The sequence below is a fragment of the Microcoleus sp. PH2017_28_MFU_U_A genome (assembly GCF_020738035.1).
Taxonomy (GTDB): domain Bacteria; phylum Cyanobacteriota; class Cyanobacteriia; order Cyanobacteriales; family Microcoleaceae; genus Microcoleus.
This window is the reverse complement of the sequence record NZ_JAEQCX010000030.1, coordinates 25,827-42,068: the sequence shown is the minus strand read 5'-3', so window position 1 is coordinate 42,068 and position 16,242 is coordinate 25,827. Positions and strand designations below refer to the sequence as shown.

Genomic DNA, 16,242 nt, shown 5'->3' with positions numbered 1-16,242 from the left:
ATGAATTATAAGCCTGCTAGAGAAGTATTAATCGCTTGTTAACAATACTTAAAAAAGCCTCAATTCTTGATGCAATTACCCCCTTTAATTTCCACAGTCCCTCAAAAAAGTCAAGGGGTATTGCCATTAAGTTTACAAAACTCAAAGATAAAGCAATTGAGGAATACTCATTTATAGAGAGATGTTTAAGAAAATGGCTGGGGCAGTTATTAGTGGGATCGGATTGGTTGCCGGCACAGCCTGAATCCGCGACACAGGGGGGCCCCCAATTGCCGATCGGCAATTCGGCAATACTAAATTCAGTTTTGGGCTATAGTTCCCTATGAGAAGGCTTCTAGGAGTATAGTTGCGTGATTGGCATCAATTGGCAGAGAACGGTTGCAGGCAGGCTGCTGGCATTGTTTGCAGCAGCAGTATTGATTTTGGGTGTAGCAAGTTGTGGCGCGGGCCATCCCTCCATGCCCAAATCAGGAAACAAGAGCGGCTCAGCTACCGCCGAGGTAAACAGAATCTCAGAGGTTTCTCCCCCAGAAGCCATTCAACAACTGCGTCAGGCTCTAGAAATTTACCAGCCTCAAATAAGTATTTTGAATCCAAAACCTGACGAAGTGCTTCAGGATATAAATGTGTCTGTTAAGTTCCAAGTCAAGGACTTCCCCATTTTCAAAGAAGCAAACTTGGGTTTGGGGCCCCACCTGCAAGTTTTATTAGACAACCAACCTTATGCAGCAGTTTACGACATCAACCAAACTTTAACGCTCTCCAACTTAGAACCCGGAACCCATACCCTGCGGGTGTTCGCAGCTCGACCTTGGGAAGAAAGCTTTAAAAACGAAGGTGCTTTGGCCCAAACCACCTTTCACATTTTTACCAAAACACAGGACAACAATCCCGATCGCACATTGCCCCTACTAACGTACAACAGCCCGCAAGGCAGCTACGGGGCAGAACCAATCCTGCTCGATTTTTACTTGACAAATGCGCCTTTGCACCAAGTGGCTCAAGCAAATTCCCAAGATGACATACTCGATTGGAAAATTCGAGCCACAGTGAACGGGGAAAGTTTCGCGATCGACCAGTTGCAACCTATATATCTTAAAGGATTCAAACCCGGGAAAAACTGGGTGCAGCTAGAATTAATCGACGAACAGGGAAATACCGTCAAAAACGCCTTTAATAATACAGTCAGACTGATAGATTACCAACCCCAGGGGCAAGATACTTTTTCTAAATTAGTGCGGGGCGAGATCACAGTAGCAGAAACTCGCGGTATAGTCGATCGTACCTACCAAGTACCAACCCCAACACCCGAACCAACACCCGAACCAACACCCGAACCGACACCCGAACCAACACCCGAACCGACACCGACACCTGCATTAGAAAAAACACCAGTAGCCGAACCCTCACCAGCGGTTCCAGAAACCCCAGCTACCGAGCCGAGCTTAGAGCCAAAAGTTGCTCCCGTTCAAACAATAGAACCGACACCAACAGCAACCCCCCAACTCGAAGCACCAAAACTTGTAGAACCAGTTCAAGTCATAGAACCGACACCGACACCGACAGCAACCCCACAGCTAGAAACCCCCAAAGTTGTGGAACCACTTCAAGTCATAGAACCAAAACCAACAGCAACCCCAGAGTTAGAAACCCCCAAAGTTGTTGTACCCGTTAAAATAATAGAGCCAAAACCAACACCATCTCCCGAAACACAAAAACAAGAATACAAAGGATACTACAATCGGTTCCGCAACTTTTTGAATCAAGTTACCGAACCTACCGATCCTTCAGTACAGACAGCCCTGCCAGAAATAACAGACAAAGCTCCTGTGCCTAAATTAGTCGCTCCTGCCATACCAGAAGCATCTCCCAATCTAATAGCACCAGCGCCGTCAGTTATCGATCCCCAAAGCGCCGAATTAGAAGTTCCAGAAACAACAGTTTCCAAACCATAAAACATACCCAAATCCGAAGAAAAAGTCGAATTTGAAACCTAAAAAATATTTCAGAATTCATCTGCGTGCATCAGCGTAAATCCGCCTACATCTGCGGTAAAAAAAACTCAGGGAAATCGAACATGACATATTTAGAAACAGCAGCCCAATTTTATAGCGACGTTGCCGAAACCCCCCAAATCGGACTGTGCTGCGTCCAAAGCAGCCCCTTGCAACTGCCAGGATTAAAAATTCCCGAACAAATGCAAGAAATGAACTACGGCTGCGGCACCACCGTTCACGCCGCCGAACTTGTCGGAAATCCAGTCGTGCTTTATGTCGGCGTCGGCGGCGGATTGGAAGCACTGCAATTTGCTTATTTTTCTAGGCACAATGGATCGGTTATTGCCGTCGATCCGGTTGCAGCAATGCGAGACGCGGCTGCACGCAACTTGCAAATTGCCGCCCACGAAAATGATTGGTTTGACGAGAGTTTTGTGGAAATTATAGAAGGCGATGCTTTTGCGTTGCCGGTACCGGATGCTTCTGTTGATGTTGTCGCACAAAATTGCTTGTTTAATATCTTTGAACCTGCGGATTTAGCTAAGGCATTAAAAGAGACCTATCGGGTGTTGAAGCCAGGGGGCAGGTTGTTGATGAGCGATCCGATCGCAACTCGCGCAATTCCGCAGCATTTGAAAGACGATCAGCGCTTGCGGGCTTTGTGTTTGTCGGGTGCTCTGACATACGCAGAATACGTTCAACACCTTGTAGACGTGGGCTTTGGGCAAGTGGAAGTCCGGGCGCGCCGTCCTTACAGGCTGCTGGACAAACACAATTACAAATTGGATGCGGATCTGTTGTTAGAAAGCCTCGATACAGTGTCCTTTAAAGTGGACATCCCCCCGGATGGCGCTTGCATTTTCACGGGCAAGACGGCGATTTATGCGGGGTCTGAAGAGCTGTTTGATGACGGAGCAGGTCACGTTTTGCAGCGAGGAGTTCCGGCGGCGGTGTGCGATAAAACGGCTGGGAAGTTGGGGGGATTGATGCCGGATCAGGTGTTGATTACTGATTCGACTTGGCATTATAACGGCGGCGGTTGCTGTTAAATTTATTTCGGAATGGGGAGGTAGCGTTCACCGCAGAGATATAGCGGTTATCAAAAAAGTGAGGTATGCCCACGGAGGCCACGGAGGCCACGGAACCCACGGAGGCCTATCCCCATGAGTACCTCATCTTTTTGAGAAAGGCTATAGCTGCCTCTTTCAAATCTTTATGGTGTATGGGTTATTTGGGAAAATAATTGCAGGGAAAAGCAAGCATAAAATTTAGGAGAAGCAAGAGACGCCAATTGCTGAAGTTGGTTGACAAGCAAGTCCTAATACTATAGTATTCGAGTATGACATATAAGACTATTGACTTATTTTCTGGTGCGGGTGGCTTGACTACAGGATTTCACCTAGCTGGTTTTGAATCTTTATGTGCGATCGAGGTGGATGCTAAAGCCCTAGCGACCTATAAGCACAATTACCCAAACACCAAAATTGTTCATCAGGATATACGCGAGGTCAATCCTTTGGATTTGCGATTATGTTTGGGTTTGCAGAGGGAGGAACTAACAGTGTTGATAGGTGGCCCCCCATGCCAAGGATTTTCAAGAAATATTCCTGCTGACTATCGATATCTTAGCGACTCTCGCAATCAGTTATATCGGACATTTTTAGAATTCGTACAAGAATTTAGACCCATTTACGTTGTTATGGAGAACGTACCTGAAATCTTGAAAGCTTACGGTGGTGTAGTTAAGAATGAAATTATACAACAACTTGAATTGCAAGGTTATAAAGTAACTTATGGATCGCTAAACTCCGCGCATTATGGAGTACCGCAGACCAGATCAAGGGCTTTTTTCGTGGCTAGTTTAGATAAACCACTTCAATTTCCTGAACCTACACACGCTGGCGAGATTAGAAGCGATTACAGAGCTACGAAATCTTGTTACCAACTGAGTCTCCTAAAATCAAACATTTCTTCAGTCGTCACAGTTAGAGATGCGATTGGAGATTTGCCGTCATTGAATGCAGGAGAGGAATATAATGCTGAAGTTTATCCTTTGCCACCCCAAACTGCGTACCAAGCAATGATACGTAATGGAAGTACGAAACTTTTCAATCACGTTGCTCGTGCTTTGAGTCCCATTCAAATGTCAAGAGCGCGTCTTCTTAGTGAAGGGCAAGATGCTAGAGACTTGCCACCTGAATTAGCCCCTAAAAAGCACTATAGCGGTGCATATGGAAGGCTTTACTGGGATAAACCAGCAAGAACTATCACAAGGTGGGTTTTCCATCCAGGATCTGGCAGGTTTTTTCATCCAACCCAAAATCGGACAATTACAATCCGTGAAGCTGCAAGATTGCACTCTTACCCAGATAACTTTCACTTTCTGGGAACGTACACTGATATGGCTTCTCAAATTGGAGAATCAGTACCCCCACTTCTAGGCAAAGTAATAGCTGCATCTATTCTCGAAGTTCACCGTCAAAAGACTGTGTACTGAGTTGATCTTGCAAAGCTGAGAGCACAGTCTGCACATATCGATCAAGTGTAAGACGAGTTCGCTCAACCCTGATGTGAACGGCTTCTGGAGAGATGGTTCTAGCTCTGAAAAGTTGCTTTTGATTCTTGTACCAAACTAACTCTGGCTTACCTGCAATACTGCCTTGTAGCCCTGCTCCTGATTTTCCAGTAACTCTATCAACTGTCCAAGCCCAAGAAAAAGCATTTGGGTCAAGTGGATTAAGAGAGAATTCACAGTAAATATATTCATATCCTCTAATGGTTTTCAGCAATATGCCTTCATAGCTATTGATAATGCTCTGTGCTGCCTGACTCGATATAATTTTCTCGTTCCAATGCTGAACAATAGCTGCTCCTAGTTCAGCAGGTGAGGATTGTTCAGTCAAACCAGGAAAACCAAGTTGGGTAGCCTTTTTGATAACATCTGCTCTCTGAATGACAAACCAAAATGTATTGACAACCGTAAGACTATTCAGTTGAAGAGACTTGAGTGACCAACCAGTTGCAGTCGTGGTGTCAACAGCATCATAGAGGAGTTTGCTACGTCCTAATGCTGGATCTGATAAAGGAATATCCTTGACATAATGAAAAATTGCTTCCCAAGTATAATCCTCTATCGAGCCGATAACTGGAGATGCAATGGTAGTAATAATGGCTTGCCTCAATCTTTCAATTTCGTTTTCTGTCAGCACTCAAGAGTTCCTCTACGGCTCGTAAAAATTCACCCATTGTTATGTCCAGAGCATTTGTAATGTGACTAAGAACCCTCACAGATGGACTTTTCAGCCCTCGCTCAAGCTGGCTGATATAGGTTCTGTGCAGACCTGTGACTTCTGCCAGATATTCCTGTGACCAACGTTTCTCTATGCGACGACGTTGTATTTCTAGTCCTAAAGTTTGGTCTAGTTGGCTAGGTTGCATAGAGAAAGATAGTAAGGTTTTGAATACCAAAGTTCTACAGACTAAAGTATTCAATGCTGCAATATGAACACTGAACTCTCCCCCCTCCTATGCCACAGCCATCTTGCCTATGCCGAAAAGCCCAGATTTAACCAGCTTTTCCCCATCCTCCCAAACTTCTCGCTAAATTAAAGAAGTGTAAAACTTACTCAGCCCGCACCAAGGAGATATCCATGCCTCGCGTCAGAGCACCAGAATTCCCCGTAAAGTACCCCTGGTTGAACACCGAAAAACCTTTATCCATTGCATCCTTAAAAGGGCGCGTCGTCATCCTCGACTTCTGGACTTACTGCTGTATCAACTGCTTGCACGTCCTCCCAGACTTAAAATATCTGGAACAAAAATATAAAGATTCCCTGACGATAATCGGGGTTCACTCGGCTAAATTTGAAAACGAAAAAGATGTAGAAAACATCCGCCAAGCTATCCTCCGCTACGATATCGAACATCCCGTAATCGTAGACAGCGGTATGAAAGTTTGGCAAAGCTACGCGGTTCGCGCTTGGCCGACTTTAATGGTGATCGATCCAGAAAGTTATGTCGTCGGCTTTGTTTCGGGCGAAGGCAATAGAGAAGCACTAGATCAGTTAGTTGGCAAGTTAATTGCTGAATACAAAGATAAAAATGCGATCGCCTTTCAAGAACTTCGCTTCAGTTTAGAAAAACAGCGCAAACCTGTGTCAACACCGCTGGCTTTTCCTGGTAAAGTGCTGGCATTTGCGATCGCGCCAACGGAGGCAAAACAGCTTCACCAACATGAGGCGCTGTTGGGCGAAATGACTGAGGACAATGAATCTTTAGATGAAACTGTACTGCCCGGGCCTGCTAATTCAGTTATCCAAAACTTGGTCGGTTCTTGCTTGTTTATTGCCGATTCGGGACACAATCGAATTGTTGTCAGCAGTACCGAGGGTGAGATACTGCACGTCATTGGTACTGGGAAACCGGGTTTGACTGATGGCAACTTTGAAGAAGCTGAGTTTTTTGCACCTCAAGGTATGGCTTTTGATGCAGAAACTCAAATTCTCTATGTTGCTGATACGGAAAATCACGCTATTAGAACGATCGACTTTACGACTCAAAGGGTGCAAACTGTTGCTGGTACTGGCGAACAAAGTCACGAAATTGCTCCCCGCAGCGGCAAGGCTTTAGAGACGCCATTGAATTCGCCTTGGGATTTAGAAAGAGTTGGCGATCGACTTTTTATCGCCATGGCGGGTTCGCACCAAATTTGGGAGATGCAGTTAGATACTGGTACGATCGCCACTTACGCAGGTATTGGTCGAGAATCCTGTGTTGACGGTAGTCTGGCGGAATCTGCTTTTTCTCAGCCCAGCGGCCTGTCTACGGATCGATCGGAGTTGTTTGTCGCTGACAGCGAAATTAGTTCGATCCGCGCCGTCGGTATCGATGAAGACCCGAAGGTACGCACTGTCTGCGGTAGCGGTGAATTGTTTGGTTTTGGGGATAAAGATGGTCGCGGTGAGGAGGTGAGGTTGCAGCACTGTTTGGGTGTTGAATACGCTCAAAATTACCTCTGGGTTGCTGATACTTACAATCACAAAATTAAGCGAATCGACCACCGGGGCGGTACTTGCATGACGATGATTGGAGATGGTAAAGCTGGTTTGGTAGATGCTAAAGGTCTCAAAGCTCGATTTTTTGAACCTTCAGGCTTGAGCGCTATCGGGTCTCATTTGTTTGTTGCTGATACGAACAATCACGTGATTCGGCGAATTGAGTTGGATACTTTGGAGGTCACAACTTTGGATTTTCACAGTTTGTGTGCGCCGGATGTTTGTCTCCCTGATTGATCCGAAATGTTGATAATAGACCTCTTGCAAAAAAAATCACGGAGTTACAATTAAAGGTTTTGAGTTTTAGACCTGAGAGCTAACTCATAATTGTAAAGTGCTGATCTAACCTGCAATCTGCTCCACTTAAGCCAAACCCTTCATTATAGCATAAAATTATTTTGCAAGAGGTCTAATTATTTCAACAACTCAGAAACAGTTTTAAATTGATAACCTTTTGACTGCAAAGACTTGACAATTATCTCAGTTGCTAATACGGTTTTCGAGCGATCGCCTCCGCCGTCGTGCATCACCACAATCGAACCCGATCGCACATTGTTAATCACCTGATTTGCGATATCCTCTACCGTGTGAGTTTTCTCATAATCTTGAGAATCCACATCCCACATAATCAGTTTTTTGTGCATTTGGGCAAGTAAATAAGATAAAACTACAAATCTCCGTCCCCAAGGTGGCCGAAAACTAATACTATTTTGCTTAACGCCCAATTCCTGCAAAAGTTTGTCCGTTTTTTCAATCTCAGACAGCAAATATTCCCGGGGTTTAAACATCATATCCTTATGAGAGTAGGAATGGTTTGCCAACTCATCGCCCCTCGCCACAATCATTTTGACGATTTCGGGATGTTTCTCTATATTGCGGCCGATTTCATAAAAAGTTGCTTTAACTCGATAGCGGTCTAAGATATCTAAAAGTTGATTTGTATAGGGAGGATAGGGGCCGTCGTCGTAGGTAAGCGCCACCACTTTCTCTTGAGTATCGGCGCGGTTGATGCCAAAATAATTGTGGAATTTAGTAACGTTAATCAGTAGCGATGCTGCAAAAAATAACGCTATTGTCAAAAGCAGAAACTTTTGTAAATTTTTACCTATTCGCATAACTGCACGCACTCGATTGAGAAGAAAAGTGAATGGATCGGGACTTACGCATCAAAACCTTCATAAACCGGGTTTTTGCCGTTGTTGCCGGCTGTAACGCCTCTTCGGGTGAAAAAACAGGTTTCCGAGCGGCCGTGCGTAAGTCATATTGATGTCAGATTATAGCACGATCGAGGGCAGATTATTCTTAACATTATATAAAAAAGTATTATCTTCGCAGTGAGGATTGTCTGCTGATATTTTATAATTGTTCAAACAGAGATTGCAGGTAGATTTGAGATTTTTTGCTTAATTCTCCTGAATTTTCTGCCCTAGATCTACCGGGTGCAGCGACCTGTGCAAGGCAAATACGTGTGTAGGGGCGAAGCATGACCGCAGAAAATATGGGATTATAACTAATAACTTATATGCGGTCATGCTTCGCCCTCTTCAAAAACCAGATGCACCCGATCTATCCCTTCTACCCAACGATCGTCAAATACCAATTCATAGATCCGGTTGTTGACTTGGAGATAACCCTCTCGCTTGACGACTAAACCCGACATCAGCAATTCCGTTTCTACTGGACTATCAACAGCCACAACCTGTCCTTGATGTAAAATTTCTCGGTAAAGTTTTAGGAGTTCAACAGCACGCTGTTTATCTTGCAATAGACGATTGCGAATTGTCTTCAAATGCTCTGGTTGATCTTGCGATTCCCAATTTTCTATGATTTGCGATCGCACCAACTCCTCCACATAAGCTGCTTCATTGTTAGTGGGAATAGGAGAGTCAGAAGTGCAAATCAGTTTGCAGACTTTTTGGGTGAGAAAAGGCTGTCCGGCTGTCCAGGTGATTACTTCTGTAAGTAGGGTTTGCGGATTTGTTACTCGTTTCGTTAATCCTTGCAGTAAGGGTTGAGCTTCATGCACTTGAAAACCTTTGAGTTGAATTGCTTGACCCACATTAAAGGGAGTAGAGTTTTTATCTTGAATTAATTGAGAAGGAGTCGCCACGCCTAACAAGACAAAATTCAGACGCTGATAGTCAGAACTATCAGCACGTTTGTTATAGAAAGTTCGGATGAGGCTAAAAAATACACTGTTGTCAAACTGAAGATCGAGGACGCTATCTATCTCATCTATGAAAATAATAATTCTTTCAGAAATATTGGCTAACAATACTTCATTGATAAATTCTGACAAACGTTGGACGGGCGATAATAATTCGCGTTCGCGCCACCAAGTACGGATATTGACTTTATTTAACAGATGCAAACCACTAACTAAAAGGTAGGCAAAGCCTGCGTACCACTGATCTAAAGTGCTCTGAGGACTGCTAATTACAGAAATATCGATCGCGGTACAAGCAAAGCCTTCTGCTTGCAGCTTTTTCATAATTTGCACGCGCAAGCTGGATTTGCCCATTTGTCGGACATTCAGGATGTAACAAAGCTCGCCCAACTTTAAAGCTTTGTATAGGTGTCTGTCGGCCGATCGCACTACATATGTAGGTGCATCCATTGGCAAACTGCCGCCGACTTGGTAATCGAAATTCGGCGGTTCTTCCGCACTTTTCAGCAGGGAATTTTCGATTACTAATTCGGCTTGAGTTGCTTTGAGAATTTCTAGGGTATGCGACAATTCTTGGGTGCGTTCTTCTACTTTTAGCTCCAAAGTTCGGTTGTAATCTTCTAATTGTTCGTAGAGATTGGCATTTTCAATGGAGATGGCGGCTTGAGAAGCAATGATTTTTAAAGTTTCGATGCGTTGGGGGGTAAATGCGCCGATCGCCAGATTATTTTCTAAGTATAAAATGGCAGTTAGTTTGCCTCGATCGAGCAGGGGAATGCAGAGGATTGATTTGGGTTTAGTGGCGGTAATGTAAGTATCGCGGGTAAATTGTCCTTCGGCGGCGGCATTATTTAATACTACATTTTCGCGGCTGCGAGCGACGTAGTTAACTATGGCGGTTGACAGCAGGGGAATTCCGGTTGCGGGTTCGACGGCATCTACGGGAATGGATTGCAGAATTGTGCGATCGCCCTCTACTGCTGCTGTGGCTTCGATCGCCCAATTCCCGCCTCGATCCAGGATGAGAAAACCTGTTTGGGCGCCTGCATTTGCGATCGCAGTTTGCATCACCTGGTTTAACAATTGTTTGAGGACGATTTCGCCCGAGATAGCTTGGGATGCTTTCAATATGGCGGCAAAATCCAGCACTTCGCCCGATTTGTTGCCTGTTGTAACCCAATCTTGCTGATTGTCTCGGGCATCTGTTCGAGTTGAATCGATCGACTGGAGTGCTAAAAACTGCGGGTATCGCGCTGCCAAATCCTTTACCTTAGCTACAGCCCCCCAGCGCTGATAGGCATAGTGGGCATCTTGCAAGTAGTGACGGGCAATATGATTTTGATTTCTGGCTAAATAAAACCTGCCAGCTAGTTCGTAAGCGAGGGCTTCTTCGTTGAGATATTCGTTTTCGCGGGCTAGGATGATGGCTTTGTCGTAATATTCTCTGGCATCTTTATCGTTGCCTGATACGCGGGCGAGTTCCGCTTCCACTAGATAAAATTTGTGCAGGTAATTCATGGGAGCCTGCTTTGCCCATGTGTCCATTTTTTCTTGTTTCGCAGCTACCTTTGTCAGGATTTCTTCTCTTGCCGTCTCTGAGGAATTAGGATATAGCGCCAGTCGCGCTAACATATCGTACAAATAGACAGCAGGGAGAATAAACAAGGAAGCTGCATTAGCTGAATATTCTTCAAAGCTGTCTGCATTCTCAACAGCTTGCTGAAATTCCTCGAAAATATAACAGAGGATAACTTTATGTGAATAAGCGTGCATGAGCGCAGTTCGATCGCCACTTGCTTGATGAACTGGTATCATCTTTTGTTCATCGTATACTTCACCAATCAAACAGCAGGGATTTTCTACTTGTTCGATCAAGTTCAGGATTGCCTGCATATAGATTTGAGTCCAATGACTGTATGCTTCCTGCTTAGTTTGATTAGTAACTTCAATTGCTTTCGCCATCTCTTTTTTTGCATCGATCAGCTCTACACCGCTGAGGTACAAAGCGAAAGCATAGCTAAGTCTAATGCTACTAGCATATTCAATATCTCCAGTTTCTATTCCATTTTGATAAGCTTCTATGCAAAAAGAAGATGTGTCTCTGAGAGGATCATTCCAATGCTTGAGAAATCCCTTATATATTGCATAAACTCTTGTTTTGAATGTTTTATCTTTGAATCGTTCTAGTAATTTCAAAGCAAGTTGACCGAACTGATAGCCAGCGTCCAGCTCTCCTGACGAGCAGAGGATCAGCCCATAACCTATGTATGGATAAGCAGAGCTAGCAGAATTACCATACTGAATCGATAAATTCACCTGTCGGCACCAAATTAACAAGCTCAATTGATTAATTGCGACGAACGCAGGACTCAACAAGTAGTTCATCACCCGCATAGCTGCTAGTTTATACGGGTCGGTCATTGGCGGTAAGTCAATTAACTCCTGGGGTTGCCTGCCTGCTAAGGCAAATTTTATCTGCTCCATCTCTTGTGCCAGATCGGATTGGTTCGGTCGTTGCGGTAATTCTACCCCAAGTAATTTCAGAACTTCTAGCCCAATTTCGATCGCCTCCATAAATTTCGTTTGGGCGCAATAAGCTTGTATTTTAATTTCATAGACTTTTACTTTGTCTAACAGCGTTTGGGCTTTTTGCAAAACTACCCCAGATAAGCGCTCCATTTCATCGTAGTTAGCAATTGTATAAGCTACTTCTGCTGCTTCTAAATACAAATCTAAGGTAAGGTTGTACTGCTGCGACCAACTCTTTTTATTTAACAAAGTTAAGCCGAGCGTAAGGTAATTGAAAGCGGGTTGACTAGCCGCTGAAGATTTGGCTTTTTTACCTGCCTGTAAGTTTAAGCGAGCTAACTCGTATCGCTCTATTTGTCGAGCGATTAGTGTGCGGCCTTTGTTTAACTGATTGACAATATCAAACAGCTTCTGTGACAATTCTTCAGATGATGTATTTTGGAGTAACAACCTTCCCACTCGCAGATGTACTGACTGTCTATCTGCTTCGGAGATGAGAGAGTAAACTGCTTGTTGAATGCGATCGTGGGCGAATTTGTATTCTGCAACTAACCGATCGGACAAACCTGCTACATCAAGTTCCGCCAACTGATAGGCACGGCTGAGGGGCAGGATGAGGTCGGATTGAAGTGCTGACTGTAAATCTGTTGCTGTTGCTGGGAGAGATTTTTCATAGATAATTGCCAGTGTTTTTAAGTCAAACTGATTCCCCACGCAAGCTGCTAATTTTAATACTGCCTGAGTTGCTGTCGGGAGTTTTTTGACATTGTTTACAGTCAGATCTAAAACGTTATCGGTCAGGGGTTGTGCTTTGATTTGTTTTAAGTCCCACTGCCATTGCTGAGATTTGTAGTTAAAAGACAACCATGCTTCAGAATGCAGTGACTTTAAGAATTCATTGATGAAAAACGGATTACCACCAGTTTTTTGCTGGAGCAATTCGGCAAGTGGCTTAGCATTTTTTGATTCCGCAAAAAGCGTATCAACTAAAAGTTGCGTAATATCGGTTAAGGCTAAAGGTGCCAGCAATATTTTATTAATGGTTGTTACTTTTGCTTTGGCAATATTTTCCAAAATTTGAGTTAGCGGATGCGCCTCGGTTACTTCATTATCGCGATATGCGCCCATGAGAAATAGATATTTATTATCTGCTACTGTCATCAGCAGTTGAATTAATTCCAGCGAGGCTATATCTGCCCACTGTAAGTCGTCTAAGAAAATTACTAATGGATGTTCGGGCTGAGTAAATGTATTAATAAATTTTTGCAAAACCCGATTAAAGCGATTTCTCTGTTCTGCTGGCGGGAGATCTGGTAGGGGTGGTTGGGAACCAATAATTAGTTCTACTTCAGGAATAACTTCAACGATTACCCCTCCAGCTTCCCCTAATGACCCTTGTAACTTCTCTCGCCATTTGCTAATTTCTGCATCGCTTTCTGTTAGTAACTGCCGCACTAACGAACGAAATGCCTGAATTAAGGATGCGTAGGGAGTATCTCGTTGAAATTGGTCAAACTTACCAGCAATAAAATAACCGTGTTGGCGAGTCAGTGGCCTATATATCTCCTGGATTAATACTGTTTTTCCAATCCCAGAATATCCAGAAACCAGCATCATTTCACTGGTTCCTTGGCTGACTCGCTCGAAAGCAGCTAATAGGGCAGAAATTTCCCGCTCTCGCCCGTACAGTTTTTGGGGAATTTGAAATCGATCGGAAATCTCGTGCCGATCGATCGGGAAAGGGTCAATTTGCTCTTTGCTGTGCCATTGTCTGAGACATTCTTGTAAATCTGCCTTTAGCTGATATGCCGATAAGTAGCGTTCCTCAGCATTTTTTGCCATTAATTTCAACACGATCGCCGAAATAATTGGTGGAACTTCTGGTTTGAGTTCGTGCGGTGGGATAGGTTGTTTAGCAATATGACAATGGACTAATTCCAAAACATCATTCCTAGGGAAAGGTAACTGTCCGGTTAGTAATTCATAAAAAGTTATCCCCAGCGAGTAAAAATCAGTGCGGTAATCGATCGATCGATTCATGCGACCTGTTTGTTCTGGCGAGATATAAGCTAGCGTTCCTTCTAACACGTTCGGGTTAAGAAAGGTTGGGTTTTCTCGCGACAGTGTTGTGGAAATTCCAAAATCAATTAGCTTCAGCTTACCTGTCTGCTGATTGAAAATAATATTTGATGGGTTAATATCTTTGTGGATAATATACTGCTGGTGAACCTGACCCAGAATGTCAACAATCTCAATGGCCAGATTGAGAAATTCAGCAATTGTAAATTGCTTCTTAGCGATTATCTGATTGAGGGATTCGCCGCCAAAATCTTCTAACTCAATTACCCAGTGATTTTCTAGGTTTTGGAATCTGTAAACATCTATGACGCCTGGTAAGTTAATGTTTTGGGTTATTTCATACTCTCGCTTAAACCAGGCAATTTTTTCAGGGGAAGGATAGGCTTGTTTGAGCATTTTTAGGATAACAGGCAGATTGTCTGCTTGCCGATATCCGCGATAGACTAAGGAGTTACTGCTCTCATGCAGTTTTTCAGTAATTTGGTAATTGTGCATAGTAAGGTTTTTATGATAAAAAACCGCAACAAGTGCGGTTTGAGATGGTCAAATATCAATCTACTTTCCCAAGTGTAGAAAATTATTAGTGGTTTGACTTCAAATCCACATTCTAGTCAGAGTCAGGTTCGGGGTCTGGCGGTGGAGAAGGAGGAAAAGGGTCTGGATCTGGCAAGGGATCGCGGCCGGGATCGACTAAAGTAATAGCAAACGGAACTCGTTCCTCTGCAAAGATTGCGGCAATTGTAGCATTTTCACCACTCATCATTGCGGTTTGTTCTGCTTCCGTTAAACCCACTTCGTCCATTAAGGAACTGGGGTTATTGATGAAAGCACTTTGTTTCTTGGGGTCAAGTGCTAAATCTGTTAATAAATCCAATAGGTTACTCATGGGATATTCTCCTAAATCTCTCAGGTCGCGAACAGTGAAGAACTAAACTAATCGTCATTAATTTTTTCAGTTGATTTTCTGGCAATTAAGGGTTTCATTAATTGGGTTCAGAAAATTTTAACACTATTCCATCATCGTGCAACTTTTTAAATATCTTTGCTCTGTCTTCATGTGAAAACACTGGAGTTTGATAAAGCCTTTCTGTAACGTAGTAAGGATTGATGAGGAATGCAAGCTCTAGATAAGCTGTTTCTGTACCAATATTACTTTTGTTTCCCAGAAGATGGCTTACTTCACAAAGAAAGAAAAGAATATAACTCCACATCTCTGTCAGCTCAAAGTTTTTCCATAGCCATAATTGTGCCTCTGTTTTTTTTACACCTAAATCAGGTTGTTTTATCACATCTTCTAAAACAAGCTTCTTTAATCTATGTCCCTCCTCAGCATGACTATTTATCAATTTCAACTGTTCTATACTAACTGACGGTTTTGGAACATTAATTTGATGTCGCAATAGCTTTTTACATTTTTGGCAAAACTCCACTTCTGTATCTTCAAAAAACTGCTCTAATTTTCTGTGAATATTTTTAATGTCATTTGGTTTTAATGACCCTCTTTCTTCCTTCTTTTGGTTAGCCTCAATTATGGTGAGAATTAGCTTAGCCATCAAGTCACCTGGACTAAGTATCAAAGCTTGTTGGAGAAAAGCGATCGCCCTAACGTAGTGTCTTTTTTTATCCTCTGGGTCTGATTGTTTCTTGGTCAAATAAAAAGACAAGAAAGCGTGTTCGTAAAGATTTACTCTGCCACTTTTTAAGAATGGAACGGGAGAAGAAGACTGTTGCATAATCTCCATATTCGGAGCTATTACAGCTTCAACTTCCACATCCCAGAATGAATTTTCGTAGTCTTGAGCCAATCTGTAAACTGTCGATCGCATACCCCATGCCCAAGCGTATGTAGGCATGAGTTCAATCGCTCTGTTAAGGCATTTCAAAGCGTCTTCTGCGTGTTGTTGTATCTTTTCTTTTCCGCAAGAATTCTCTGGATTAGGTTGCTGAGATATCGGCTCATTCAGGAATTGGCTGATACCCTTAGTTATATACAGGCGATGGGTTGCCCCCAAGTGAGCTAATGCCCACGCGTAGTTGCAGTCTTCTGGCGATCTAGCATCAAGCGCTTTTTGGAAATTATCTATAGCTAATTCAACATATTCTGGCCTTTTGTTATTTTCCGTAATTGCTCGAAGACGATAGGTTTCACCTAGCTGTGCATGAGCCCAGAAATACCTATCGTTTTTGTCGATCGCTTTCTTTAAATAATGTTCTGCTTTCCCATAATCCATCAAATGGTAATAGGTTGCTCCTAAGTGAGCATTAACCCAAGCATTGTCAGGATACATTTGGAGTTGTTCAAAGATCTCGATCGCCTGTTCGTAAGCCCCTGACAAGCGAAGAGTTTCTGCTTGTTGAGCCATCATCATATCGCTGATATCCATCTGCATAAAATTATCCTGAAAAGACACTTGAT

10 protein-coding genes are annotated in these 16,242 nt (G+C 43.4%); 4 read left to right on the top strand and 6 right to left on the bottom strand.

The features are described from left to right. Positions 1–350: 350 nt before the first annotated feature. The 3 genes from JGK14_RS04585 to JGK14_RS04575 all read left to right on the top strand — a co-directional run bounded on the left by JGK14_RS04585 (position 351) and on the right by JGK14_RS04575 (position 4,494). The gene (locus JGK14_RS04585; protein WP_293176797.1) at positions 351–1,955 is read left to right on the top strand and encodes a hypothetical protein; all 1,605 of its coding nucleotides are present in this window, start codon (positions 351–353) and stop codon (positions 1,953–1,955) included. A gap of 122 nt (positions 1,956–2,077) precedes the next feature. Then, positions 2,078–3,046 carry an arsenosugar biosynthesis arsenite methyltransferase ArsM gene (arsM, locus tag JGK14_RS04580; protein ID WP_293196642.1) on the top strand — a complete coding sequence of 323 codons (969 nt, stop codon included), beginning with the start codon at positions 2,078–2,080 and terminating at the stop codon, positions 3,044–3,046. Between the two features lie 290 nt (positions 3,047–3,336). Then, positions 3,337–4,494: a DNA cytosine methyltransferase gene (locus JGK14_RS04575; RefSeq protein ID WP_293176801.1), complete on the top strand. Its 1,158-nt coding sequence runs from the start codon at positions 3,337–3,339 to the stop codon at positions 4,492–4,494. Here the strand turns inward: JGK14_RS04575 and JGK14_RS04570 are convergent. Beyond that, entirely contained in the window at positions 4,457–5,206 is a 750-nt protein-coding gene (locus JGK14_RS04570; protein ID WP_293196641.1) for a hypothetical protein, read from the bottom strand. The two genes, JGK14_RS04575 and JGK14_RS04570, sit on opposite strands and share 38 nt — an antisense overlap. After that, positions 5,184–5,435, bottom strand: coding sequence for a helix-turn-helix domain-containing protein (locus JGK14_RS33985; protein ID WP_293176859.1), 252 nt, complete (start codon positions 5,433–5,435; stop codon positions 5,184–5,186). The genes JGK14_RS04570 and JGK14_RS33985 overlap by 23 nt, the downstream gene beginning before the upstream one ends. A gap of 212 nt (positions 5,436–5,647) precedes the next feature. Between JGK14_RS33985 and JGK14_RS04565 the strand changes: the two genes are divergently transcribed. After that, the gene (locus JGK14_RS04565) at positions 5,648–7,288 is read left to right on the top strand and encodes a thioredoxin-like domain-containing protein (protein WP_293232131.1); all 1,641 of its coding nucleotides are present in this window, start codon (positions 5,648–5,650) and stop codon (positions 7,286–7,288) included. Positions 7,289–7,464: 176 nt separating this feature from the next. Here JGK14_RS04565 and JGK14_RS04560 read toward each other — a convergent pair whose 3' ends face one another. The 4 genes from JGK14_RS04560 to JGK14_RS04545 all read right to left on the bottom strand — a co-directional run bounded on the left by JGK14_RS04560 (position 7,465) and on the right by JGK14_RS04545 (position 16,216). Next, complete coding sequence (locus tag JGK14_RS04560; RefSeq protein ID WP_293196639.1) at positions 7,465–8,166, bottom strand: polysaccharide deacetylase family protein; 702 nt, start codon at positions 8,164–8,166, stop codon at positions 7,465–7,467. 413 nt (positions 8,167–8,579) lie between these two features. After that, positions 8,580–14,321: an AAA family ATPase gene (locus JGK14_RS04555; protein ID WP_325314807.1), complete on the bottom strand. Its 5,742-nt coding sequence runs from the start codon at positions 14,319–14,321 to the stop codon at positions 8,580–8,582. A gap of 112 nt (positions 14,322–14,433) precedes the next feature. Then, a complete protein-coding gene (locus tag JGK14_RS04550) occupies positions 14,434–14,712 on the bottom strand; it encodes a hypothetical protein (RefSeq protein WP_293230870.1) in 279 nt (92 codons plus the stop codon). A 97-nt stretch (positions 14,713–14,809) separates the two neighbouring features. Beyond that, the gene (locus JGK14_RS04545) at positions 14,810–16,216 is read right to left on the bottom strand and encodes a tetratricopeptide repeat protein (protein WP_325314806.1); all 1,407 of its coding nucleotides are present in this window, start codon (positions 16,214–16,216) and stop codon (positions 14,810–14,812) included. Positions 16,217–16,242: the final 26 nt, after the last annotated feature.